General features: G+C 74.0%; 21 protein-coding genes. 11 read left to right on the top strand and 10 right to left on the bottom strand.

The genetic code is table 11. The annotated features are described in order from the left end of the window. Positions 1 to 118 precede the first annotated feature (118 nt). Positions 119 to 1,228 carry a helix-turn-helix transcriptional regulator gene (locus tag ACIPYS_RS28725; RefSeq protein ID WP_231978266.1) on the top strand — a complete coding sequence of 370 codons (1,110 nt, stop codon included), beginning with the start codon at positions 119 to 121 and terminating at the stop codon, positions 1,226 to 1,228. A 470-nt stretch (positions 1,229 to 1,698) separates the two neighbouring features. On the opposite strand, the gene ACIPYS_RS28720 is transcribed toward ACIPYS_RS28725, so the two are convergent. Then, positions 1,699 to 2,241, bottom strand: a complete 543-nt coding sequence (locus tag ACIPYS_RS28720) for a flagellar hook-length control protein (RefSeq protein WP_159424761.1) — start codon at positions 2,239 to 2,241, stop codon at positions 1,699 to 1,701. 159 nt (positions 2,242 to 2,400) lie between these two features. On the opposite strand from ACIPYS_RS28720, the gene ACIPYS_RS28715 reads away from it, so the two are divergent. Beyond that, entirely contained in the window at positions 2,401 to 4,734 is a 2,334-nt protein-coding gene (locus ACIPYS_RS28715; RefSeq protein WP_400751313.1) for a BTAD domain-containing putative transcriptional regulator, read from the top strand. Positions 4,735 to 5,409: 675 nt separating this feature from the next. After that, complete coding sequence (locus tag ACIPYS_RS28710) at positions 5,410 to 5,961, top strand: hypothetical protein (RefSeq protein WP_400751310.1); 552 nt, start codon at positions 5,410 to 5,412, stop codon at positions 5,959 to 5,961. A gap of 279 nt (positions 5,962 to 6,240) precedes the next feature. Here ACIPYS_RS28710 and ACIPYS_RS28705 read toward each other — a convergent pair whose 3' ends face one another. The 7 genes from ACIPYS_RS28705 to rpmG form a co-directional block, all read right to left on the bottom strand. Beyond that, complete coding sequence (locus ACIPYS_RS28705; RefSeq protein WP_093858712.1) at positions 6,241 to 6,813, bottom strand: snapalysin family zinc-dependent metalloprotease; 573 nt, start codon at positions 6,811 to 6,813, stop codon at positions 6,241 to 6,243. Positions 6,814 to 7,089: 276 nt separating this feature from the next. Continuing rightward, complete coding sequence (locus ACIPYS_RS28700) at positions 7,090 to 8,814, bottom strand: ABC transporter ATP-binding protein (RefSeq protein WP_400751306.1); 1,725 nt, start codon at positions 8,812 to 8,814, stop codon at positions 7,090 to 7,092. Next, a complete protein-coding gene (locus tag ACIPYS_RS28695) occupies positions 8,811 to 9,800 on the bottom strand; it encodes an ABC transporter permease (protein ID WP_400751303.1) in 990 nt (329 codons plus the stop codon). The genes ACIPYS_RS28700 and ACIPYS_RS28695 overlap by 4 nt, the downstream gene beginning before the upstream one ends. Next, positions 9,797 to 10,909, bottom strand: a complete 1,113-nt coding sequence (locus ACIPYS_RS28690; protein WP_400751300.1) for an ABC transporter permease subunit — start codon at positions 10,907 to 10,909, stop codon at positions 9,797 to 9,799. Before ACIPYS_RS28690 ends, ACIPYS_RS28695 begins: the two co-directional genes overlap by 4 nt. Positions 10,910 to 10,940: 31 nt before the next feature. Further along, complete coding sequence (locus ACIPYS_RS28685; RefSeq protein WP_400751296.1) at positions 10,941 to 12,659, bottom strand: ABC transporter substrate-binding protein; 1,719 nt, start codon at positions 12,657 to 12,659, stop codon at positions 10,941 to 10,943. 144 nt (positions 12,660 to 12,803) lie between these two features. Next, positions 12,804 to 12,896 (bottom strand): Ms4533A family Cys-rich leader peptide, encoded by a 93-nt coding sequence (locus ACIPYS_RS28680; protein ID WP_353653537.1) that lies wholly within the window; start codon positions 12,894 to 12,896, stop codon positions 12,804 to 12,806. A 181-nt stretch (positions 12,897 to 13,077) separates the two neighbouring features. Further along, positions 13,078 to 13,242 carry a 50S ribosomal protein L33 gene (gene rpmG, locus ACIPYS_RS28675; protein WP_400751293.1) on the bottom strand — a complete coding sequence of 55 codons (165 nt, stop codon included), beginning with the start codon at positions 13,240 to 13,242 and terminating at the stop codon, positions 13,078 to 13,080. A 142-nt stretch (positions 13,243 to 13,384) separates the two neighbouring features. Between rpmG and rpmB the strand changes: the two genes are divergently transcribed. The 4 genes from rpmB (at position 13,385) to rpmF (ending at position 15,246) form a co-directional block, all read left to right on the top strand. After that, positions 13,385 to 13,621 (top strand): 50S ribosomal protein L28, encoded by a 237-nt coding sequence (gene rpmB / locus ACIPYS_RS28670; RefSeq protein ID WP_400751291.1) that lies wholly within the window; start codon positions 13,385 to 13,387, stop codon positions 13,619 to 13,621. Next, positions 13,621 to 13,839, top strand: a complete 219-nt coding sequence (locus tag ACIPYS_RS28665) for a hypothetical protein (protein ID WP_400751288.1) — start codon at positions 13,621 to 13,623, stop codon at positions 13,837 to 13,839. The genes rpmB and ACIPYS_RS28665 overlap by 1 nt, the downstream gene beginning before the upstream one ends. Continuing rightward, positions 13,836 to 15,008 (top strand): CobW family GTP-binding protein, encoded by a 1,173-nt coding sequence (locus ACIPYS_RS28660; RefSeq protein ID WP_400751285.1) that lies wholly within the window; start codon positions 13,836 to 13,838, stop codon positions 15,006 to 15,008. Before ACIPYS_RS28665 ends, ACIPYS_RS28660 begins: the two co-directional genes overlap by 4 nt. A 73-nt stretch (positions 15,009 to 15,081) precedes the next feature. Beyond that, a complete protein-coding gene (rpmF, locus tag ACIPYS_RS28655; protein WP_400751282.1) occupies positions 15,082 to 15,246 on the top strand; it encodes a 50S ribosomal protein L32 in 165 nt (54 codons plus the stop codon). Positions 15,247 to 15,355: 109 nt separating this feature from the next. Here rpmF and ACIPYS_RS28650 read toward each other — a convergent pair whose 3' ends face one another. Continuing rightward, positions 15,356 to 16,651, bottom strand: a complete 1,296-nt coding sequence (locus tag ACIPYS_RS28650) for an MFS transporter (protein WP_400751279.1) — start codon at positions 16,649 to 16,651, stop codon at positions 15,356 to 15,358. A 96-nt stretch (positions 16,652 to 16,747) separates the two neighbouring features. Between ACIPYS_RS28650 and ACIPYS_RS28645 the strand changes: the two genes are divergently transcribed. The 4 genes from ACIPYS_RS28645 (at position 16,748) to ACIPYS_RS28630 (ending at position 21,446) form a co-directional block, all read left to right on the top strand. Then, positions 16,748 to 17,245, top strand: coding sequence for a MerR family transcriptional regulator (locus tag ACIPYS_RS28645; RefSeq protein WP_093858703.1), 498 nt, complete (start codon positions 16,748 to 16,750; stop codon positions 17,243 to 17,245). A gap of 295 nt (positions 17,246 to 17,540) precedes the next feature. After that, entirely contained in the window at positions 17,541 to 18,854 is a 1,314-nt protein-coding gene (gene dpgC / locus ACIPYS_RS28640) for a (3,5-dihydroxyphenyl)acetyl-CoA 1,2-dioxygenase DpgC (RefSeq protein ID WP_400751274.1), read from the top strand. Between the two features lie 252 nt (positions 18,855 to 19,106). Continuing rightward, positions 19,107 to 19,931, top strand: coding sequence for an enoyl-CoA-hydratase DpgD (gene dpgD, locus ACIPYS_RS28635; protein ID WP_093858701.1), 825 nt, complete (start codon positions 19,107 to 19,109; stop codon positions 19,929 to 19,931). 333 nt (positions 19,932 to 20,264) lie between these two features. Further along, positions 20,265 to 21,446 (top strand): serine hydrolase domain-containing protein, encoded by a 1,182-nt coding sequence (locus ACIPYS_RS28630; protein WP_400751271.1) that lies wholly within the window; start codon positions 20,265 to 20,267, stop codon positions 21,444 to 21,446. 135 nt (positions 21,447 to 21,581) lie between these two features. Here ACIPYS_RS28630 and ACIPYS_RS28625 read toward each other — a convergent pair whose 3' ends face one another. Then, positions 21,582 to 22,766: an alkene reductase gene (locus ACIPYS_RS28625; RefSeq protein ID WP_400751268.1), complete on the bottom strand. Its 1,185-nt coding sequence runs from the start codon at positions 22,764 to 22,766 to the stop codon at positions 21,582 to 21,584. Positions 22,767 to 22,933 lie beyond the last annotated feature (167 nt).

Raw genomic sequence — 22,933 nt, 5'->3', positions numbered from 1 at the left:
TCCATCAAACAACCTGTTCGCCGGCCGCCGGCAGGACGGACCGTCCCGGTTGGTGGCGACCGGCGACGTCCCGGGATCGCTGCGGGGTCCGCGCCGGCCTCCTTGCCCTGGTGAGGAGATGACCTCCTTCCGCGCCAGGGAACGCCGCATGATGGGAGAGATCGACGATCTGGCGGCAGCGAAGCTCCCGCTGGAGCAGTTCTTCCGGCAGCTCCTCACCGTCCTCGGGCCCGCTCTCGGCTCCGAAGCGGGCTGCCTGCACGGGGCCGATCCGGTCACCGGCTTCCTGACCTCCACGGTTGCCGAGGGCCTGCAGCCGACCGCCTTCGAGCACGCCATAAGGCTGGAGATGTGGTCCGACGACACGACCCGGTTCGTCGACATCCGGGCCGCCGGCCGGGTCGTCGAGACCGTCCACCGCGCCACCGGTGGCCGCCCCGAACGCAGCGTGCGCTACCGGGAGTTGCTCTCCGAGTACGGACTGGGCGACGAGCTGCGGATGAACTTCGACGTCGGCGGCGGGCGGTGGGGAGCCGCCGCGCTGATGCGCGCGGCCGGATCGGCGCCCTTCGGGGCGAGCGAGCAGCGACTGGCCGAACGGGCCGCCCGGGCCGTGGCCGTCGCCCTGCGCGACTACGCGCTGCCCGCCGCGGGCACCCCTGACGGGCAGGACGGCCGAGCGGATCCGCAGGACGGACCGTACTGGCTCGCGGTCGCCGTCATCGGTCCCACCGGGCAGCTCACCTCCGCGGACGCCGGGGCGCGACAGCTGTTCGAGGAGCTCGCCGAGGGGCAGTACCGTCCCGCCGGAGTGCCGACCGCGCTGGTCTACCTCTCCGAGCGGGCCCGCACCCACGCGGCCTCCGCCGCCCACGCCTGGACCCGGCTGCGCCGCCCCAACGGCCAGTGGGTCGCCGTCCACGCCTCCCTGCTCGACCAGGGCCCGCGGGGCAGCGTCGCCCTGGTCGCGCAGCCCGCGAGCCCGGTCGACGTCATTCCGCTGTCCCTGCTGGCACACCGCTTCTCCCCCCGGGAGCAGGAGGTGGTCCTCCAGGCGGTACGGGGCCTGAGCACCAGGGACATAGCCCGCCGGCTCTTCCTGAGCCCGGCCACCGTCCAGGACCACCTGAAGTCGGCCTTCACCAAGACCGGCGTACGGAGCCGCCGCGAACTCGTCGCGCTCCTCGCTGCCCCGTACACCGCCGGACTCGGTCGCCCCCCGGTCTGACGCCTCGGCCCGGCCGGCCCCGCCCGATCGTGCGCGCCGCGCCCCCGACCTCCCGCCCCAGGGGACGCGTCCCGCCCCCGACCTCCCGCCCAGGGGTGCGGCGCGGCCCCGGGGCGGCAGGCGGAGTCCCAGGTCACCGACCTGGGACTCCGCTGCGGACCCGGCCGCGAGGCCGTCTCCCTATCACACGGGGGAGGACGTCGAGCCCCCCGCAAACCTGGGATGCCCCCGGTCGCCGCCGGATGGGAAGGTCTCTCCCGGTGCGGCCCCCGCGACGGGGGCCGCACCGCGGTCATGACACCTTCCCGGCAGAGGAGTCCCTGTCCCGTGCCAAGCGGACCTCACCCCGGAGTCACCGCCGACCGGCGGGACTCCCGCCCCGCCTCGCGTCCTGCCTCGCGTCCTGCCGAGCAGCCCCGGACGCCGGAGCGCCCGGCCGTCCGGCGTCGACCGGCGGCCACCGGTCGACATCAGTTCCAGGGGTTGGCCTGCTGGTCGTTGATGGCGGTCCAGAACCGGGCGTTGGGGGCGATGTTGCCGTACGCCCAGAAGCTCCAGCCGCCGACGTACTCCAGGTTCGGGCCGTAGCGGCCGTCGTGGAACTCGGCCTGGCGCCAGCCGATGCCGAAGGATGCCTGGCAGACGCTGTTCGCGGCGGCCTGGCTGTTCAGGCGCGAGCCCTTCACCGGCTGGCTGAGCGCGACGGTGCCGCCGGCCCAGCCGTTGTAGAAGCCGATGCTGATGCCGTCCGGTGCCGGGCTGCCGTCCACGTTGATGCAGAGGACCGGCAGTGACACGGACGGAAGGGTGTCGCCGTTGTACGGGTCGCTCGGCGTCGAGTGCGCCGGACCGCCGACCTGGACGGTCCCCTCGGGGCCGCTCGCGAGCACCTGCCAGGTCATGCCCTTGTGGGTGGCCGGCCCGGCGGCGGCCTGCGCGGTGCTCGCCGAGAGGGGCACGAGGGCCAGGCCGACCGCGACGGCCAGGGCGGCGGCCTGCTTGATGCGCTTCATCCGACTGCTCCTTGGAAGTGGGGGAGTGGGCCCCGGTGCGGGGCCGGTGGGAGAAGACTTCCAACCGGACGCACAGAGCCGGCACGGCCCCGTCATGGAACGGTCACGAGCTTCGAAGCCGGCCGGTCGGTCCGACCCGGCCAGTCACTGGAGGGGAACGTGGAGTTCAGGATTCTCGGGCCGCTGGAAGTCTGGACCGACGACGGCAGGCGGGCCAGGACGGAAGGGGCCAAGCAGGAGCGGATGCTCGGCACCCTGCTGCTCAACGCCGGGGCCGTGGTTCCGGTGACCCGCCTGGTCGACGCGGTCTGGGGCGACGAACCGCCCGCCACGGCCCGCCGCCAGGTCCGGAACCTCGCCGGGCTGCTGCGGCGCAAGCTCGCCGCCGCCCAGGACGGGCCGCCGGTGCTGCTGACCGACGGCCCGGGCTACCGGATCGCACCGAACGGCCACCGGGTGGACGCCCTGACCTTCGCCCACCGGGTGTCGGTGGCGCGACGACTGGCCGAGTGCGACGAACCCGCGGCGGCCGTGGCGGAGTTCCGGGCGGCGCTGGGCCTGTGGCGCGGCCCGGTGCTGGACGGGCTGTCCGGCGGTCTGCCGGCCGCCGGTTCGGTGGCGCTGAACGAACTGCGGCTCACCGCCTGGGAGAACTGCCTGGACCTGGAGGCCGAGCTCGGCCGGCACCGGCAGACCGTCCCGGAGCTGACCGCGCTGGTCGCCGAACACCCGCTCCGGGACCGCTTCGTGACGCAGCTCGTGCGGGCCCTGCACCGGGCGGGACGACAGGCCGACGGACTCGCCGCCTACCGCCGCTTCGCGCGACAGCTGGCCGATGAACTCGGACTCGACCCAGGACCGGAACTCCGGCTCCTGCACCAGGAGTTGCTGAAGGACGGACCCGCCCCGGCTGCCCACCCGCCCCGCACCCGGCAGCCGCCGCGGCAGTCGCACCCCGTACCCAGGCCCGCCCAACTGCCCCCCGCGCTGGCCACCTTCGTCGGCCGGAGGGCCGAACTCGGTGCCCTGGACAGCCTCGTCGGGCCTGCCGGGCCGACCGGATCCTCCGGCCCGGCAGGTCCGGCAGGTCCGGCAGGCCCGGCAGGCCCGGCCCGCCCGGCCACCGCCGTCGGCATCGGTGTGCTGACCGGCGGCGCCGGGACGGGCAAGACCGCGCTCGCCGTGCACTGGGCCCACCGTGTCCGCGAGCGCTTCCCCGACGGCCAGCTCCACATCGACCTGCGCGGATATGCGCTCGGCCCGCCGCTGGCCCCGTACGAGGCGCTGGCCCGCTTCCTGCGGGCCCTCGGCACCGACCGCGACCGGATACCCGGCACCATCGACGAGAGCGCCGCCCTGTACCGGTCGCTGCTCGCCGACCGCCGGGTACTGGTGCTGCTCGACAACGCCCGCAACGCCGAGCAGGTCCGCCCGCTGCTGCCCGGCTCGGTGGGCTCGCTGACCCTGGTGACCGGTCGGGACGGGCTGGCCGGGCTCACCGCCCGCGACGGCGCCCGGCGGCTGGTGCTCGACGTCCTGCCCCCGCCCGAGGCCGTCGAACTGCTCGCCCGGATCACGGGCGCCGACCGCACCCGCGCCGAACCCCACGCCGCCGCCGAACTCGCCGCTGCCTGCGGTCACCTGCCGCTCGCCCTCGGCATCGCCGCGGGCCGCCTCGCGGAACGGCCCCACCGCACCCTGGTGGAGCACGCCGCCGAACTGCGCGACGCGGAGGACCGCCTCACCGCGCTCCAGATCGACGGCGACACCACCTCCGCCGTCCGGCTCGCCTTCGACCTCTCCTACCGCGCCCTGCGACCCACCGCCCAACGGCTCTTCCGACTGCTCGGCCTGGCCCCCGGCGCCACCATCAGCGCGGCCGCGGCCGCCGCGCTCTCCGGTTCGGCCCCCGCCGCGACCAGACCGGTGCTCGAAGAGCTCGTCGCCGCCCATCTGCTCAACCCCGCCGGACCGGACCACTACCGCCTGCCCGACCTGGTGCGCTGCTACGCCGCCGAACGCGCCGGCGCCGAAACCGGTCCCGCCCACCGCGCGGCCGCCCGGGCACGCCTCTGTTCGTGGTACCTGCACCGCACGGAGGCGGCGGCCCGACTGCTCGCCCCGCGGCGCCCACGCCTCCCGCTCAGTGCCCCCGGCCCCTGGTACGAGCCACCGGGCTTCACCACGCCCGCCCAGGCGCGGCAGTGGTGCGAGAGGGAGTACGCGCATCTCTCGGAGACCGTCCGGCACGCCGCCGAGCACGGCTTCGACGGCCGCGCCTGGCGGCTGCCCGTGGCGTTCTGGCGCCACTTCCGGGCCGGCCCGGACCTGGCGGACTGGACGGAGGCGGCCCGGTCGGCGGTCGCCGCGGCCCGCCGGACCGGCGAGCCCGCCGGCGAGGCCCACGCCCACGACGACCCGGCCGCCGCCCCGAGCGCGCGGGGCCGACAGGTCGGTCCGGCGCCGGATCCTGCAAGGCCCGGCGTCCGATAGCGTGTTCCCCTCGTGCTCTTCGGTGGCCTGACGCCGGTGGCTGTCCGCCGGGGGCCGGACGGAAGATCTGGCCGGCCCTCACCCGATGAGTGGAAGAAGGAAGTGTTGCGCCACGACCCTTCCAGTGCCGTCCCGTTCGACCGCCTGGTGGCCGCCGTCGGGGAGTCCCGAACGGCCAGGACCGGCGATTGGCCGTCCGGGATCCGGTGGGTGACCGGGGAGCCGAACGGGCAGCGCCACGACCGGCCCGTCATCGAGGACTGACAAACCGCCGGACCACCTGACCCGCATTCCGTGGGAGCGGGAGTGTTCCGTCCGGACCGTGACCTGGCCGGAGTTCGACGAACCTCGGCCATCGTCACCCCGGAACAGTCCGTGCCGACCTCACCACCGTGACCGACCGGGGACCCGGGACCGGGTCGGGCGCCGTCGAAGCGCACCGCGAGAGGGACGGCTCCATGACGACGACGGTGGCGCAGGCTCGGCCGCCCGCCGACCCCCGCCCCGGTACTGACCGGTCGGCACGGGCCCACCCCGCCCGAACCGGCGGCCGCGTCGCGCCGCGTCGCGCCGTCGCCCCGGGCCGCGTACCGCACCGGTTGTCGCGAAGCCTTGACAGTCCGTCACTGGAGGGAAACGCTGGGTGCTGTACTCCAGGGACGTGAGGGGCACGGCATGCCATGGGTTGACGAGAGCGGGCGCCACCAGGGTTTCCCGGCGGCGGTCCTGGCGGACGGTGGCGAGCCGGCGCCGTTGCCGGACGGGCGCACCACCTGGTGGCTCTACAACGGTGCGGACGGTCCTCGGGCCACCGCGGTACGTGGTGCTTGCGGCTGCGGCTGGCGGGGTGAGCGGTTGCACCGGTTGGACTTCGGGGACGACGCGGCGACCGAGGCGGTGGGCGAGGAGACCGGGCCGTTCGCCGACTGGGAGTGGCACGTCGACCTGGCCGAGGGGGTGGTGCCGCACGAGGTCGAGCAGCTGGTCGCGACGTTGGTGGACCGGATCTGCGACCTGACGGAGAGCAGGCCGTACGCCGCCGCCCGCGCCGCCGCCCGGTTCGAGCGGGCCGCGGGATCCACCGCGCTGCTTGCCGGTCGCAGGGCCCGCGGCAACCTGATGACCTGGGAGTACATCGGCCGCGCCTTCGGCTGCGGGCCGGAGGAGGCGCGGGAGCGGTTCGGCGAGACACTGCCCGGCCTCGAACAGGGCGACGAGGGCCGGTAGCCCCACGAGTGGCCGGGGGTGTCGGCCCTGCTTCGGCTTGCGGGGAGTCCGGCCGATCCGGGAATGCCGTTGCGCGAGGCGGCCGGCGCCGGGTTCGGTCGGCGCCGGCCGCTGTCGTGGCTGGTGAGGCGAGGTGTCCCGTGCCTTCGGCCGGGCAGCCGGGCAGCCGGGCAGCCGGACGGACAGCGGGACGGAGGAGCAGCGGGACGGGGGTACGGCGGGTCGGGCGGTCGTGCGGCGGGATGCGCCGGTTCCCGGCCCCCCGGGCCGCCCTCGGGGTCAGGAGGCGTCGACGAGGAGCCGGCCGTCCGTCGGCGTGAGGGTGGCGGTGCGGCCGGCGTAGGCGGAGTCGACCCGGGCCCGTTCGGTGGCGTCGGGCACGGCGTTCCTGCAGCTGGTGCCGGCGCTGGAGCCCGACATCAGCTGGGAGCAGGGGCCGGGCTTGGTGTCCGGGAGCCCGAGGGTGTGGCCGATCTCGTGGGCCGCGATGCGGGTCTTGTCGTGGCCCTCGGTGACGGCCTGACTGCCGAGTTCCACCCTGGCCTGGCCGCCCGGGCGGACCGGGCCCAAGGTGGCCTGCGGCCAGCCGCTGGTGGCGACGATCTGGATCTCGGCCCGGGTGCCGGGCTGGGCCGGGACCAGCTTGACGTTGCGGGCGTTGGAGTTCCAGGAGGCGACCCCGGCCGTGACGGCGGCCTCCCAGCCGGGGGCCCGGGTGGCGTCGTAGCGCAGTGTGGTCACGGCGGCAGCGGCTGTCGGCGCGAGGGTGGGTACGGCCTGCGCGGTGGGGGCCAGGAGCAGGGTGACGGCCGCGGCGGTCCCGGCTGCGGCGAACCACTTCGAGTGGAGCATGGTCGTCCTTTCGTGGGGGCGGTCTCCGGGGGCGGGGAGACGATGGTGCGGACGCTGAGCGCCACCGTCCGGAGCGAGGAGGGGCTCGCAAATGACGGTGAACCGTCAAGTCAATCGACGGAGGACGGGCGGGCGTTACGTCCGTTTCCGTCAATGGCGGCGAAGTGCGATGACCGCGGATGAACCCCGTGGTCCGACCAGGTCCGGACGGTCCGGTCCGTGCTGAGCGGCACCGGGTGCGGGCCGAGGCCCGCACCCGGCCGTTACGGGTGCCGGTCAGGCTCCGGCGGTGGCCAGTCGGAGGTGGCGGCGGGCGGCCGCCTCGACCGGGTCCAGGACCGGTACGGCGGCCAGCAGGCCCTTGGTGTAAGGGTGCTGGGGGGAGTCGTAGACCGTGTCGGCGTCGCCCTGCTCCACGATCCGTCCGGACTGCATCACGGCGACCCGGTCGCTCACCTGTCGGACCACGGCGAGGTCGTGGGCGACGAAGATCAGTGCGAGGCCGAGGTCGCGCTGCAACGTGCCGAGCAACTCGACCACTTGGGCCTGGGTGGTGACGTCCAGGGCGGAGACCGGTTCGTCGCAGACGATCAGCCGGGGCTCCGGAGCCAGGGCCCGGGCGATGCCGACCCGTTGCCGCTGTCCGCCGGAGAACTCGTGCGGGTAGCGGTGGTACCAGTCGGGGTCCAGGCCCACGCGTTCGAGGAGCTCGCCGACCCGGGTGCGGATCCGGCGCTCGTCGGTTCCGCCGGCGATGCGCAGCGGGTCGGCGACGGACTCCCCGATGCTGCGGCGCGGGTTGAGCGAGGAGACCGGGTCCTGGAAGACCATCTGCAACTCCTGCCGGATCGGGCGGAGTTCCTTCTCCCCGAGCGCCCCGATGTCCCGGCCGCGGTAGTGGAGCCGGCCGCCGGTCGGTTCCAGCAGGCGGACCAGCATCCGTCCGAGTGTGGTCTTGCCCGAGCCGGACTCGCCGACGACGCCCAGCGTCTCGCCGGCCCGCACGGTGAGTGAGACGCCGTCCACGGCGGTGACGGGGGCGGCGCGCCGGCCGAGGCTGCCGCGGCCGGCGAACTCCTTGCGCAGGTCGGTGGCTTCGAGCAGCAGGTCGCCGGTCCCGGTCGGCCCGATCGGCTTGGAGAGCCCGGTCGGCCCGGTCGGCCCGGTCGGTTCGACCAGTGGTTGCGGGGTGCGCGGCGCACGCGCCGCGTCGACCCGCGGCACCGCCGACAGCAGCGTCCGGGTGTACGGCTCGCGCGGGGTGCCCAGCACCTCGGCGACCGCGCCGTGCTCGACCGCCCGGCCGTCCTTCATCACCAGCACCCGGTCGACGCTCCCGGCGACCACGCCCAGGTCGTGGGTCACCAGGACCAGTCCGGCCCCGGTCTCGGCCCGCAACTCGTGCAGCAGGTCCAGCACCTGGGCCTGCACGGTGACGTCCAGCGCGGTGGTCGGCTCGTCGGCGACCAGCAGTCGCGGCTCGCAGGCCAGGGCCATCGCGATCAGCACCCGCTGGCGCATGCCGCCGCTGAACTCGTGCGGCCGTGAGCGCGAGCGCCGCGCCGCGTCGGGGATGCCGACCCGGTCGAGCACCTCGACGGCCCGCGTCCGCGCGGCCCGGCGGGAGACGTCCCGGTGGACCTGCACGACCTCGGCGATCTGGTCGCCCACCGCGTAGTACGGGTCGAGCGCGGAGAGCGGGTCCTGGAACACCATGGCGGCCAGTCCGCCGCGCAGGCACCGGAGTTCGGTACTCCCGGCGGTGACGGCATCGACGCCGGCGACACGGACGGAACCGCCGATCCGGGCGCCGGTGCCGCGGTGGAGGCCGAGCAGGCCGTAGGCGACGGTGCTCTTTCCGGAGCCGGACTCGCCGACGATGCCGAGGGCCTGCCCGGCCTCCAGCGTGAAGCCGACGCCGTCGACGGCCCGTACGTGGCCGTCGCCGACCGGGAAGTCGACGACCAGGTCCCGGACGTCCACCAGGGGTTCGGGGCTCATGTCAGGACCACCCTTCGGTCGGTCACCGCGTAGAGCACGTCCGCGACGACGTTGGCGAGGACCACGCAGAACCCGGTGACGAGGGTCAGGCCGACGACGGTCGGCAGGTCGATCAGGCCGACCGAGGTGACCAGCAGTTTGCCGAGCCCCGCGAGACCGAAGAGCGACTCGGTCAGCACGGCGGACCCGAACATGGTCCCCAGGTCGATGGCGGTGAGCGCGATCACCGGAGCGAGCGCGCCGCGCAGCGCGTGCCGGGTCACCAGGCGCCGCTCACTGACGCCGTACGCCCGGAAGGTCCGGATGTGGTCGTCGGCGAGCGCCTCCAGCATGGAGGAGCGGGTGAGCCGGGCGTACTTGGCGCACTCGATGAGTGCGAGCGAGACCCAGGGCAGCAGCAGGCCCCAGAACCACTGCTGGGGATCCTCGGTGAGCGGGACGTAGCTCGGGAACGGCAGCCACTGGAGCTGGGCGCAGAGGACGATGAGCAGCACCAGGCCGATGACGAAGACCGGCACGGAGCTGCCGGCCAGCGTCAGCCCGGTCAGCAGGCGCTCGCTGAGCCGGCCGCGGCGCAGGGCCGAGACCAGGCCGGTGCCGACGCCGAGGACCAGCCAGAGCACCATCGCGCCGAGTGCGAGCGAGGCCGTCACCGGGAGCCGGGCAGTGATCATGTCGGTGACCTGCTCACCGCTCCGGTAGGAGACGCCCAGGCAGGGAGCGGGGCAGTGCAGCAGGCCGGTGCCGGCGCTGAAGTCCCGCCCGGCGACGATGCCCTGGAGGAAATGGGCGTACTGGAGGTGGAGCGGTGCGTCGAGGCCCAGCCGTTCGCGCACCTGGGCGACCTGGGCGGGGCTGCACTTCTCGCCGCAGGCGAGCTGGGCGGGGTCGCCGGGGGCGATGTAGAAGACCGCGTAGACGAGCAGGGAGAGGGCCAGCAGGACACCGAGCATGCCGATGGCCTTGCGGAGCAGGAAGCGGGTCATGCGGTGGCCTCCTCGGGGGCGGACGGCGGGCCGGGGCGGGCCGCGTTCGGCGGACCCGGGCGGGACGCGTCCGACGGCCCCGGGCGGTCGGCCGACGACGGGCCGGGCTCCGGTGCGGGCCCGTCCGTCGTCGGACCGGCGCTGCCGCGTGCCGTGCCGACCCGCAGCCGGGAGGCCGCGCGGGGGTCGAGCTCGGTCCGGACGGCGTCGCCGAGCACGGTGAAGGAGAGCACCGTGACGAACAGCAGCGCGGACGGCAGCAGCACGTACATCGGGTCGGCGCGGAACCAGGTGGTCGCGCCGGAGAGCATCTGCCCCCAGGACGAGGTCGGCGGCTTGACGCCCACACCGAGGAACGACAGCCCGGCCTCGGCGATCACGTTGGACGGCAGCAGCACCGCCGCGTAGGTGATGACCGGCGCGGCGAGCGAGGGCAGCAGCTCCCGGCGGGCGATCCGCCAGCGGCTCGCGCCGGCCAGTCGGGCCGCGGCCACGTAGTCGAGCTGCCGGAGGCTGAGCGTCTGCGCCCGGACCAGCCGGGAGGTGCCGGCCCAGCCGAGCAGCCCGATGACGAGGGTCAGCAGGAGCGGTCGCGGGAAGCCGGAGGGCACCACCGCCATCAGCGAGATGGCGAAGACGAGCGAGGGCAGCGCGAGCATCACCTCGGTGGTGTTGCCGATCAGTTGGTCGAGCACCCGGCTGCCGAGACCGGCGGCGAGGCCGAGCAGGACGCCGAGCGTGACCTGGACGAAGGTGGCGCCGACGGCGACGAGCAGCGAGATCCGGGCACCGTGGACGAGCCGGGCGAAGACGTCCCGCCCCGTACCGGGCTCGACGCCCAGCCAGTGCTCGGCGCCGACTCCGCCGAAGGAACCGGTGGGCACCCCGCCGGCCGCCGAGTCGAGCAGGTCGTTGTGGTAGCCGGTGGGGTCCTGGCCCTCGAGTGCGCTGAGCAGCGGCGCCGCCACCGCGACCAGGGCGAGCAGGAGGATGACGAGGCCGGCGGCGACGGCGGCGCGCCGCGCGAGCAGCCGCCGCCACACCTGCCGTCCCCCGGGGGCCGGGGAGGCCGTGAGGACCTCCCCGGCGCCGGGCTTCTGTGGAGTCATGGTTGTCAGACCGATCCGTCCGAGCCGTCCGCTACTTGACCGCGACCTGGGAGATGTCCAGCACGCCGGTCCAGTCGCTGATCACGATGTTGCGGACGTCCTTGCCGGCGAGCCGCTTGTAGACGGGGTGGTACAGCGGGACGGTGAGGGCCTGCTCGCCGATCCGCTTGTCCAGGGCGCCCCACCGCTTGGCGGCCTCGGCGTGGTCGGTGATCGCGTTGATCCGGTCGATCTCGTCGTTCACCGAAGGGTCGTCCAGCTGCGCGGAGTTGAAGTTGTAGCCGTCGGTGACGATCTGCCGGCCGTCGAAGATCGGTGCGAGGAACGGGCCGCCGGACGGCCAGTCGGCGCCCCAGGTGGCGAGGAAGAGGCCGGGTTCGGTGCTGACGGTGTGGACGGTCTTGGAGTACCGGGTGGAGTCCAGGGACTCCAGCTGGACGGTGATCCCGGCCGCCTTCAGACCGTCCTGGACGGCGGTGGCGAGGTCCGGGCCGTTGCCCTTGCCCGTGACGCTGGAGTGGGTGAGCGTGATGGTCAGGCCGTCCGGGTAACCGGCTTCCCTCAGCGCCTCCTTGGCCTTCTCCGGGTTGCCGGTGGCACCGGCCGGGAACGGGTCGTACGGCGTGTGGCCGAAGGTCTCCTGGGTCGGCAGGTAGGTGGTGGCGGCCTCGGCGAGCGAGGAGCCGCCGGCCGCGTTGACGACCGAGGTGCGGTTGATCGCGTAGGCCACGGCCTGGCGCACCTTGGGGTTGTCGAAGGGCTTCACCTTGGGGTTGAACGCCAGGTAGTTGATGAAGCCGAAGTGGCCGGTGCCGACCCGCGCGGCGAGGGCCTTGTCGTCCTTCACCTGGGCGAGTTCGGAGGGGCCGAGGTTGGTGTCGGTGGTGACGGCGGCCGCGTCGGCCCCGGTGCCGGCGGTCAGCCGCTGGTTGATCACCGCGGCGTCGAGACCGGACTGCACGTCGACGGTCTCCGGGTACGCCTTGCGCTGGTCGTCGGTCGCCGAGGACCAGTTGGGGTTGCGCTCGAGGACGAGGTGCGCGCCGTCGTTCTCGTTCTTGACCACCCGGTAGGGGCCGGAGGAGACGGGGTGCTCCTGGTACTTCGCCCCGGTGTCCTTGGCCTTGGGGACGGGCGCGAACTGCGTCTGGGTCGCCAGGTAGGGGAAGTCGCCCTCGGGCTTGTTGAGGCGGAAGACGATCGTCCTCTCGTCCGGTGTCTCGATGGCGTCCAGGGTGCGGCCGTCCTTGTACGGGCCCTGGTAGTCGGCCGCACCGATCAGCCAGTCCCTCAGGAACGGTGCTCCACCGGAGAGTTCGGGGGCGAATGACCTTTCGATGCCGTACTTGATATCGGCGGTGGTGATCGGCGAACCGTCCTCGAACTTCAGGCCGTCCTTGAGGCGGTACGTCCACACGGTGGCACCTTCGGAGGGGGTGCCGGTGTCGGTGGCGAGGTCGGGGACGACCTTGGCGCCGGCCGGACCGTCGGCCCGGTTGCGGGTGGTGAGGGTGCGGAAGACCAGGGACGGGACGTTGCCGCCGCCGGAGGTGTAGAGCCGCGCGGGGTCGAACTGCTCCTGCGGGTTCTGGTTGAGGACGGTGAGGGTGCCGCCCCGCTGGGGAGCGGCGTCCTTGCCGGTGCCACCGTCGCCGTCGGCCTTCGGGCCGCACGCCGCCAGTCCGACGACGAGTGCGACGGTGACGGTCGCCGCGGCGAGGTGGCGGAGGGGAAGGGTGGTTCGAGACATCGGAAAGGGGGCCTTTCGCTACCGGTGGTGAACGGAGGAAGGCGGGCGACAGTGAGGCTTTGACGGGAGAGAGCGGCACCGCGCCCGCAGGAAGGGGCGACGCCCCGAGGCGGCGATCATCGCAACGCGTCGGGACAGGCGGATTCAGCGACAGAGATTGTCGGAAACGCAGTGCGCGGCCACGCCGATCAGCGCCAGCTCGATGGCGGCGCGCTCGGTGGGGTGGCGGTCGGACATGCCGAGAACACTGTAGGACGATAAGAGAAATGTCAAAGTCCCCCGACGCTTCCCACCTGCGGCGGAGGATTTCCGCGCCCGGCGCGGGAAGGCCCCGAGGAGCAGGGGGAAAGCACGGGGGACGAACGGGTGAACCCGGGTGGACCGCCCTTGCGGGAAGGTCCGCGGGACGGTTCGGGGGTCAGCGTTCCTCTCGGAAGTCGACATGCCGGCGGGCGACGGGGTCGTACTTGCGCAGGACCAGCCGGTCGGGGTCGTTGCGGCGGTTCTTGCGGGTCACGTACATGCAGCCGGTACCGGCGGTGGAGCGGAGCTTGATGATCGGGCGCAGTTCGTTGCGGGCCACGGGGCCCTCCTCCTCGGTCGGGTGGGAGCGACTGTAGCAAATGAAATCCATTTTCATCTAGGCTAGTGTGAGCGAGCACCCGGGGTCGACGTGCCCGATGGGGCCGCCGTTCTGTCCTCGCACCCGCCCAATGGAGCAGCCCATGTCCGCACACTGCCAACTGACCGGCCGGAAGCCGGGGTTCGGCAACACGATCTCGCACTCGAACCGCCGCACCGCGCGCCGTTTCGACCCCAACATCCAGCGCAGGCGCTACTGGCTGCCCAGTGAGGGCCGGTACGTCCGGCTCGCGCTCAGTGCCAAGGGGATCAAGACCGTCGACGTGATCGGCGTCGAGGCCGCCGTCGCCCGGATCCGGGCCAGGGGGGAGAAGGTCTGATGGCCGAGCTGGGCAAGATCGTCAGGAGCGGGCGGCGGCGTACGGTCGTCGCCCGGCCCGGCGCCGGTCCCGCCGGTCCCGCCGGGCGCGCCGCCGTGAGGGCCGAACGCGCCCGTCGGCCGCGCGACCGCCGGGGTGCGATCGGTCCCTCCCGGATCAATCTGCGCACCATGGCCCACGCCGGACGGCTGCCCGGCGTACGGAGGTCCGGCCGGTGAGCGCGACGCCCGAACACCTCAGGCTCCCCGTCGTGGTGGTGGCCGGCCTGCATCGCGCCGAACGGCGGCGCGCCGTCAGGGAGTTGATGGAACACGCCGTCGACGGCGTGGTCCTCCACCACGACCTGCGCGACGCCTCGCGCCGAACGGTCCACCGCGAACTCCGCGACGCCGACGGGACCGTCGCGGTGGCTGACGTGCCACTGAGCAACGGCTGCTCCTGCTGCGCCCTGCGCGAGGACCTGCTGCCGGAGCTGCTGCGCCTGGCCGAGAGTGGCCGGCACGGGCTGGCGGTGGTGGAGTTGTGGGGCGGCAGCGACCCGCAGCCGGCGGTCGAGGTGATCGCGAACGGCGAGGTGAACGGTCGCCCGACGGCGGACGTCGTCGAACTCGCCGGTGTGGTGGTCGCGGTGGACCCGGACCGGCTGCTGGGCGAGCTCTCCGTCCCGGACGAGCTGGCCGAGCACGGCGAGCACACGTCGCCGGACGACACCCGCACCCGCGCCGGGGCCCTGGCCCACCAGATCGAGTACGCCACGACCCTCGCGGTCGCCCGTGGCAGCGGGACCGGCCTCGCGATGCTGCGCCAACTGCACCCCACCGCGCGGCGGGTCCTGCTCGGGACCGGTGAGCTGGTGCGCGCGGCTCTGGGCGGCTTCGACGTGGCCGCTGCCCGCGACCGGGTGGATCCCGCCCTCGCGCTGCTGCCGCAGCAGGCCGACGAGGCGGGCGTGACCACTCTGGTGTGGGAACGGCGGCGTCCGTTGCACCCGGGTCGGCTGTACGAGGCACTGGAACTGCTCGTCCCGGCCGCCCAGCGCAGCCGCGGCCGTTTCTGGCTGGCCAGCCGGCCCGAGCTGATGCTCGGCTGGGACTGCGCCGGTGCGAACCTCGCCGTCGAGGACTGCGGCCCGTGGCTGGCCGGACTTCCGGACGCCGCCTGGGAGCGCTGCCCGCCCGCCCGGCGGGCCGCCGCGGCCCTCGACTGGCATCCGGCACACGGTGACCGGATCCAGCAACTCGCCTTCACGGCCGAGGGACTGGACGTCGACGGGATCACCGGACTGCTCGAGTCCTGCCTGCTCACCGATGCCGAACTGGCGGTGGGGGAGGCCGGCTGGAAGAACCTGCCCGACGCCTTCGAGGACCTGCTCGAACCCGCCCCCTGACCGGCGGAGAAGCGACTCCGGCCGCGAGATCTCCCTCCCGCCCCACACCTCGCCCACCCGACAGGAGCCCGACATGGCCGTACCCAAGCGCAGGACGTCCCGCAGCAACACCCGCCACCGCCGGTCGCGGTGGAAGGCCGCGGCCCCGCAGCTCGTCCCGATCACCGTCGACGGGCGCGCGCAACTGGTGCCGCGCAACCTCGTCAACGCCTGTCGGCGAGGGTTGCTGAAGCCGTGAGACCACGAGGAGCCGCAGTCCGGGAACTGCGGCTCCTCGCCACGGGTTCCGGGCCGGTCGCGGAAGGCCGGTCCGGCCCCGTCGGGGCGGTCACCGGTGGTCACCGGTGTCAGCCGGGGTCGTGACCTGCCCGGCTGCTCAGGGCGCCGCCGAGGAGCAGGGTCGCGGTGACCGCCGCGAGCGGGACGGTCCAGGAGCCGGTCGCGCCGTGGAGGCCGGCGGCGACGGCCGGGCCGGTGGCGGCGATGAGGTAGCCGCACGTCTGGGCCATGGTCGACAGGGCGGCGACGTGGTCGTGGTCGGTGCCCCGGCGGGCGTAGAGCACACCCGGGAGGGCCTGTCCGGCGCCCAGGCCGATGCCGAGGACGGCCGCCCACAGGGCCGGGAGCCCCGTCGGCGCGAGCATCAGTCCGGTGAACCCGGTGGCACAGACCAGGACGGTGCCCAGGATGTGGGGGCGCTGGTCGGCGCGGGGGGCGGCCAGCACGGGGGCGAGGAATCCGCCCACGGCCACGCCGAGGATGAGGACGGCCTGGCAGGTTCCGGCGGCCGTCCGGCCGGTGCCGGAGGCGATGAGGACGGAGGGCAGCCAGGCGAGCGCCGTGTAGAAGGCGAGGGTCTGGATGCCGAAGAAGGCCGTCAGGCTCCACGCCAGCCCGGTGCGCGCCACATGCGGGCGTGCTGCGGTCGTTGGGTCCGCCGGGATCGCGGGCCGGGGTCCGGGCCGGTGGACGCGGACCTGCGGGGCGATTCCCACCACCGCGAGCACGGCCGGTACGACGGCGATGCCGACCGCGAGCTGCCAGGAGCCTCCGGAGGCTTGGGCGACGGGCGCGACCAGGGCCGCGACGATCGCCGAGCCGACGCCCATGGACAGCGCGTAGACGCCCATCATGGTGCCGACGTGCCGGTGGGAGAAGCGGGTCCGGACGAAGACCGGCACGAGGACGTTGACGATCGCCGTGGCGAGGCTGACGACGACGGTTCCGGCGTACAGGCCCGGCATCCCGAGCATGCGCAGGACCGCACCGGCGACCAGGACGACGCCGGCCCACAGCAGGCCGCGCTCCTCGCCGAGCCGGCGCCGCACCAGCGGGGCGAGCGGTGCGAACAGGCCCATGCACAGAGGGGGAAGCAGGCCCAGCACGGTCACCGTGGCGGAGCCGAAGTGGGCGACCGGGGCCAGTGGTCCGATCTGCCCGAACGCGACCCGGGTGTTCAGGCTCAACAGCACGAAGCCGACGACGAGCAGCACGCCCGCCGCGGGCGCGGGGCGGCCGGTGCCGGTGGGGGCGGGAGGTGCGGGCTTTGCGGTGGTGGTTCCGGCGGCGGGCCCGGTGGCTGGTCCGGCGGGTGGTCCGACGGCTGGTCCGGCGGGTGTTCCGGCGGAGGAGGAGACCGGCACGGGACTGTCCTGCCCTTCGACGTGGAGTTAGGATGCCCTTACCTTTCACGCTCAAGTGCGCTTGAGCGCAAGCCCCGAAGCCGCCCCGGAGGCACGATGGAGCAGCAACTGTTCTCGATCACCGCGGTGGCCGAGGCGTTCGGCCTGTCCGTGCCCGCGCTGCGCTACTACGAGGAGCGCGGTCTGGTCGGCCCCGCCGCCCGGCGCGGGCGGGTGCGCTACTACGACCACGCCGGTCTGCAGCGGCTCGCGTACGCCCAGCTGTGGCACGACGACGGCCTGATGCCGATCGCCGACACCGCCGCCGTACTGGAGAGCGAGCGCGTCGAGGACCGGCGCGCCCTGATCACCGAGCAGCGGGACGAGATGCTGGCACGGATCCGCCGGCTCACCCGGGCCGCCGCCGTCCTGGAACACATGCTGGACTGCCGTACCGACCGCCCGCTGGACTGCCCGATGACCGGCGCCTACATCCGCGCCCGGGTCGACGCCGCCCTCAGCGGCACGGAGTTCACGGACGACTTCCTGCCCCAGCACCCCGACGAGCAGCGGCCGCGCCCTGCGAAGTCCCGCCGTCGACCGCCGGCGGAATGACCGGCGGAATGACCGGAGGAACGAGCGGACCGGGTGGGGGCGGCAATTCCGCACGCCCCGAAAGGTCCGGTCGCAGGTCGTACATCGTGCGAATTCTTCGGACTTCCTCCTTTTCCTGTCCATGATTTGATGGCTCGTCACCATTGGCCGAGCGACCGTGGACACCAGGCGGAGGAATGCGAGGAACGATGAGAGTGCCGGCGACATCGCCTGCCGAGGGCGACCGGCTCCGGCCGGGGCCGACGGCGGGAACCACGGAGCCGACCCGGGAACTGCCCGGGGCGGGAGGGCCGGTATGTCGATGAACCGACGGACCGACGTACCGCCCGGCGCCCTGGCCGCGGCCTGGCAGGAGCCTGCGGCGCGGGCCGCGTACGCCGAGGAGGTCCTGGCCGGGCTGCCGCCCGCGCGCGAGCGCTCGTCCGAGCAGCGGGCCCGGCTCGACGCGGCCGTGGAGGAGGCGCGGCTGGCCCGCAGCGGCTTCCTCGCCGAGCACGCCGGGGCCGTCTACGACGCGCTGACCGACGGTTCGAAGGTGCACCTGTGGCTGGACGAGCTGGTGCGGGCCGCGGCCGGGATGTTCCCCGGACTGGTGCCCACCGACGCCCAGATGAGCAGCGAGCGGGCACTCGCGCAGGAGGAGAAGGAGGGACGGGAGATCGACCAGGCGATCTTCTTCTCCGCGGTGCTGCGGCAGCCGCGGGCCGGTGCCCACCTACTGGAGTCCCAGCTGCGCCCCAGGCCGCAGGCGTTCGACCTGCTGGCGGAGTTCACCGCCCGGGGCGCGGTGGACCTGGGGTCGCTCACGGTCGAGCGGGTCGGCGAGGCCGCGTTCGTGACGGTCACCAACCCCGGCAGCCTCAACGCCGAGGACGACGAACTGATCGCGGCCATGGACGTGGCCGTGGACCTGGTGCTGCTCGACGACGGGGTGAAGGTCGGCGTCCTGCGGGGCGGCGAGATGACGCACCCGAAGTACCGGGGACGCCGGGTCTTCAGCGCGGGCATCAACCTCGTCCACCTGAGTCAGGGGCGGATCTCCTACGTGGACTTCCTGCTCCGGCGCGAACTGGGCTGCATCAGCAAGATCCAGCGCGGTCTGCTGCTGCCGGGGGAGCCCGGCCGGCCCGCCCGGACGGTGCAGAAGCCGTGGATCGCGGCGGTCGACACCTTCGCCATCGGCGGCGGCATGCAACTGCTGCTCGTCTTCGACCGGGTCATCGCCGCCTCGGACTCCTTCTTCAGTCTGCCGGCCGCGCAGGAGGGCATCATCCCCGGGGCGGGCAATCTGCGCCTGCCGCGCATCGCCGGGAACCGGGTGGCCCGGCAGGTCATCCTCTCCGGCCGGCGGATCAGGGCCACCGATCCGGACGCGCGGCTGATCTGCGACGAGGTCGTCGACCCCGCGGACATGGACGCGGCCGTCGGCGCGGCCGTCGCGGAACTCGCGGCACCCGCGGTGGTCGCCAACCGCGCCATGCTCAACCTCGCCGAGGAGCCGCCGGAGGTCTTCCGCGCCTACATGGCGGAGTTCGCCCTCCAGCAGGGCCTGCGGCTCTACGCGAAGGACGTCATGGAGAAGACCACGAAGTTCGGCGCCAGGACATGACCGGGTCGTTCGCCGGGCACCTGACGCGGCCGCTCTCCCCGGACCCGCACGACGAGCTGCGCGGCTGCGTCCTCGCCGGGCCGGGGACCGCACCGCCCGGCGGCCACCCGTCCGAGCACACCGTGCGGCGACCGCTGTTCCTTCCACGATCGCCCTTCCGGAGGAAAGACATGGCCGATCGCACGGACCCTGTGGCGGAACAGCGGACCGATCCGCGTCCGAAGCGCCTGCAAGCGCGAATCGGCTGAGCCGGTGGCGGTCGAAGGGCCCCGGCCGGACGGTCCGACCGGGGTCGACTACGTGAAGGACGGCCGGGTGGCCCGGATCACGCTGAACCGGCCCGAGCGGCTGAACGCCCTTGATCTGCGCACGCACGAAGAACTGGCGCTGGTCTGGGACGACTTCGAGCAGGACGACGATCTCTGGGTCGCCGTGCTCACCGGTGCGGGCGACCGGGCGTTCTCGGCCGGGCAGGACCTCAAGGAACTCGCCGAGCGGGTCCGTGGCGGGACGGCGGAACCGAGCACCTTCGGCAGTCGCGGCAAGCCGGGCTGGCCACGGCTGACCGAGCGGTTCGACCTGGCCAAGCCCGTGGTCGCGCGCGTCAACGGCTACGCGTTCGGCGGCGGCTTCGAGCTGGCCCTGGCCTGCGACATCGTCGTCGCCGCGGAACACGCCACCTTCGCGCTGCCCGAGGCCAGGCTCGGCCTGATGGCCGGCGCGGGCGGGGTCTTCCGGCTGACCGCCCAGGCCCCCTACCGGGCGGCGCTCGGTCACCTGCTGACCGGCCGCCCCATGACCGCCGCCCGGGCCTACGAGCTCGGCCTGGTCAACGAGGTGGTACCGGCGGAGGACCTGGACAGCTGTGTCGACGGCTGGGTCGAGGACGTGCTGCGCTGCGCGCCGCTGTCCGTCAGGGCGATCAAGGAGGCCGCCGCGGCGGCCCGGACGATGCCGCTCCAGGAGGCGTTCCGCACCCGCTTCGTGTGGGAGGAGAGGCGGATGCACAGCGCGGACGCGCAGGAGGGGCCGCTCGCCTTCGTGGAGAAGCGGCCGCCCCGCTGGACCGGCCGGTAGGCGCGGCCCGGTCGGGCGGGTGGCGGTCAGCCACCCGCCCGACCGGGGCAGGGCGAGGGCGGCTGTTCGACGCTCGCGGTGCGGCCGTCCCCGTCACCGGCGAACACCTCCGTGCCGGCCCGAGCAGGAGCCGGGGCCGGAGCGGGGTCCGGTGCGGAGGTGGCGGGACCGGGTCCGGCGGCTCCCGGAGTCAGGGTTCCGATGCATCGTCAGGAGGACTGCCGTGGAGGTTTGTTCGTCCCTGTCGGTGACGGCTGCCGGGGTGTCGATGTGATGTCCTGGGCGGGCCGGGACACCGGCCCGCCGTGTACGTCCCGCTGTTGGAGGCGCCCTGTGAACTCCTCTTCCCCGTACCGTTCCCGTGCCCTGCGCCGTACTGCGGTGGGTGCGGCCGCGGTCGTGACGGCCGGGGCCCTCGGTCTCGGCTCGCTCGCTTCGCCCGCCGTCGCCGTGGTCGGGGCCGGGGGCGCTGCTCCGGCCGCCGTCGCGAAGGCCGACCCGTTCCAGCGGCGGCTCGACGGCCTCGTCGCCGACGGCGGCGGGCCCGGGGCTCTGGCGGCCGTCCGCGGTGCCGACGGCCGTACCCGCACCTACACCTCCGGGGTCGCGGACCTGAGGACGGGTGCCGAGGTGCCGGTCGACGGACAGGTCAGGATCGGCAGCAACACCAAGAGCTTCGTCGCCGTCGTCGTCCTGCAGCTGGTGGCGGAGCGAAAGGTGGAGCTCGACGCCTCCCTCGACACCTATCTGCCCGGTCTGGTCCGGGGCGAGGGCATCGACGGACGGCGGATCACCGTCCGGCAGGTCCTCCAGCACACCAGCGGGCTTCCGGACTACACGGACTTCCTGGAACTCTCCAGCGCCACCCAGTACTTCGAGCCGCGCGAACTGCTCGACGCGGCACTCGCGCACAAGGCCGACTTCGCGCCGGGAACGGGGTGGAAGTACAGCAACACGGGCTACGTGCTGGCCGGGCTGATCGTCCAGAGGATCACCGGACGGCCGCTGGGGGAGGTGGTCACCACGCGCGTCATCGACCGGATCGGGCTGAGGCACACGTACTTCCCGGCACCGGGGGAGACCGGGGTCCGCGAGCGCCACCCGCACGGCTACTTCGTGGCGACCCCCGGTGGTCCGCCGGTGGACGTCACGGAGATGGACCCGTCCTGGGCCTGGGCGGCGGGGGCGATCGTCTCCACCAACACGGATCTGAACCGGTTCTTCTCGGCGCTGCTGGCCGGCGAGTTGATGCCGGCGGCCCAGCTGGCCCAGATGCGGACCACCGTGCCGGCCGAGTACCTGGGCCCGGGTGCCCGGTACGGGCTCGGCCTCGCGAGCACTCCGCTGTCGTGCGGCGGGGCGTCCTGGGGGCACGGCGGGAGCATCCCCGGGTACATCACCCGGGGCGGTGTCACGGAGGGCGGCCGCGCCGTGAGCATCGCCATGACCACGGTGGTGTCGCCCGACGTCAAACCGCGCGTGGCGGCCGCGGTGGACGAGGCCCTCTGCCGCTGAACGGGTCGGCCGGGGGCGGGGCGCGGCCGGGCCACGGGGGCGTGACCCGGCCCCCCGCGGTCGGAGGCCCCGCCGACGGCAGACGGTCGGCAGGCGTCAGTGGGCGGCATCGGCCGGTTCGTGGTCGGCGGCCGGTCAGTGGTCGGCAGCCGACGGGCCGCGGCCGAGGGCCGGGTAGTCGGTGTAGCCGGTCTCGCCGCCGACGTACATCAGGTGGGAGTCCCGGATCGGGTTGAGCGGCGCGCCGGTCCTCAGGCGGGCGACCAGGTCGGGGTTGGCCAGGAAGGCCCGGCCGAGGGAGACCAGGTCGGCACCCGCCTCGAGCAGACGCTCGGCGGCGGCGCGGCCGCCGTCGGCCGGCAGGGGGCCGGGCCAGGGGAGGGCCGGGTTCGCGATCAGCGAGCCGGACCAGGCGTTGCGCAGGGTGCGGAAGAGCGGCTGGTCCGGGTCGGCGAAGACGACGTGCAGGTAGGCCGGGCGGAGGCCGTCGAGGGCGTGGAGGAGCGCCGGGTAGACCTCGTCGACGTCGTCCTCCGTCATGGCGTTGGCGGTGACGCCGGGGGCGATCCGCACCCCCACCCGGTCGGCGCCGATCGCCTCGACGACCGCGCGCACCACCTCGACGGTGAGCCGGATCCGGTTGGCGACCGACCCGCCGTAGCCGTCGGTGCGGTGGTTGGTGCCCCGGGAGAGGAACTGGTGCAGCAGGTACCCGTTCGCGGCGTGGACCTCGACACCGGCGAAGCCGGCCGTCACCGCCCGGCGCGCCGCGGCGGCGAAGTCGGCCACGGTGTCCCGGATCTCCTGCTCGGTCATCTCGCGCGGCACGACGTTCTCGCGGTGGCCGGACGGGGTGACGATGGTGCCGGGCATCGGCACCGGCGACGGGGCGACCGGGTGGTGGCCGCTGGTCTCGGGGTGGCCGACCCGGCCGCCGTGCTGCAGTTGGAGGAACATCTGTCCGCCCGCCGACCGGACGGCGTCGGTCACGCGGCGCCACCCGGCCACCTGCGCCTCGTCGTGGATCGCCGGGATGTTGGGGTAGGTGGCGCCCACGGCGTTCGGGGTGGTGGCCTCCGCGACGATCAGTCCGGCCGAGGCGCGCTGGGCGTAGTACGTGGCCATGATCGGATCCGGTACGCCGTCGGCGCCCGCGCGGTTGCGGGTCATCGGCGCCATCACCAGGCGGTTGGCCAGCCGCAGGGTGCCGAGGCGGGCGGGCCGGAACAGCGGGGAGTCCGTGCCGCCGGAAGCGGTGGCCCCGGTGGCCTCGGTGGCCTTCGTGGACCGGGACGGGCGGGCTGCGGTGTCCGTGCTCATGAGGGTGCTCCTTCGTGCTCCGTGGTGCTGCCGACCGGTTCCTCCCGCCGACTGGTCGAACGATCCCCCGGGCCGCTTCGGGTCCACTGACGGTTCGCTGAGGGTCCGCCGACGGTCGGGCGGCGACCCGGTGCCGGTCCCGCAGCGACCGGCGGCCGACCGGGCCG

Source organism: Kitasatospora sp. NPDC089913 (assembly GCF_044748625.1).
Taxonomy (GTDB): domain Bacteria; phylum Actinomycetota; class Actinomycetes; order Streptomycetales; family Streptomycetaceae; genus Kitasatospora.
This window is presented reverse-complemented; position numbering and strand designations above follow the sequence as displayed.

What these genes read in the sequence shown, in the direction of transcription:
- ACIPYS_RS28725 (WP_231978266.1), top strand. Translation starts at nt 119, where the DNA reads ATGACCTCCTTCCGCGCCAGGGAACGCCGCATGATGGGAGAGATCGAC.
- ACIPYS_RS28720 (WP_159424761.1), bottom strand. Translation starts at nt 2,241, where the DNA reads ATGAAGCGCATCAAGCAGGCCGCCGCCCTGGCCGTCGCGGTCGGCCTG.
- ACIPYS_RS28710 (WP_400751310.1), top strand. Translation starts at nt 5,410, where the DNA reads ATGCCATGGGTTGACGAGAGCGGGCGCCACCAGGGTTTCCCGGCGGCG.
- ACIPYS_RS28705 (WP_093858712.1), bottom strand. Translation starts at nt 6,813, where the DNA reads ATGCTCCACTCGAAGTGGTTCGCCGCAGCCGGGACCGCCGCGGCCGTC.
- ACIPYS_RS28700 (WP_400751306.1), bottom strand. Translation starts at nt 8,814, where the DNA reads ATGAGCCCCGAACCCCTGGTGGACGTCCGGGACCTGGTCGTCGACTTC.
- ACIPYS_RS28695 (WP_400751303.1), bottom strand. Translation starts at nt 9,800, where the DNA reads ATGACCCGCTTCCTGCTCCGCAAGGCCATCGGCATGCTCGGTGTCCTG.
- ACIPYS_RS28690 (WP_400751300.1), bottom strand. Translation starts at nt 10,909, where the DNA reads ATGACTCCACAGAAGCCCGGCGCCGGGGAGGTCCTCACGGCCTCCCCG.
- ACIPYS_RS28685 (WP_400751296.1), bottom strand. Translation starts at nt 12,659, where the DNA reads ATGTCTCGAACCACCCTTCCCCTCCGCCACCTCGCCGCGGCGACCGTC.
- ACIPYS_RS28680 (WP_353653537.1), bottom strand. Translation starts at nt 12,896, where the DNA reads ATGTCCGACCGCCACCCCACCGAGCGCGCCGCCATCGAGCTGGCGCTG.
- rpmB (WP_400751291.1), top strand. Translation starts at nt 13,385, where the DNA reads ATGTCCGCACACTGCCAACTGACCGGCCGGAAGCCGGGGTTCGGCAAC.
- ACIPYS_RS28665 (WP_400751288.1), top strand. Translation starts at nt 13,621, where the DNA reads ATGGCCGAGCTGGGCAAGATCGTCAGGAGCGGGCGGCGGCGTACGGTC.
- rpmF (WP_400751282.1), top strand. Translation starts at nt 15,082, where the DNA reads ATGGCCGTACCCAAGCGCAGGACGTCCCGCAGCAACACCCGCCACCGC.
- ACIPYS_RS28645 (WP_093858703.1), top strand. Translation starts at nt 16,748, where the DNA reads ATGGAGCAGCAACTGTTCTCGATCACCGCGGTGGCCGAGGCGTTCGGC.
- dpgC (WP_400751274.1), top strand. Translation starts at nt 17,541, where the DNA reads ATGTCGATGAACCGACGGACCGACGTACCGCCCGGCGCCCTGGCCGCG.
- ACIPYS_RS28625 (WP_400751268.1), bottom strand. Translation starts at nt 22,766, where the DNA reads ATGAGCACGGACACCGCAGCCCGCCCGTCCCGGTCCACGAAGGCCACC.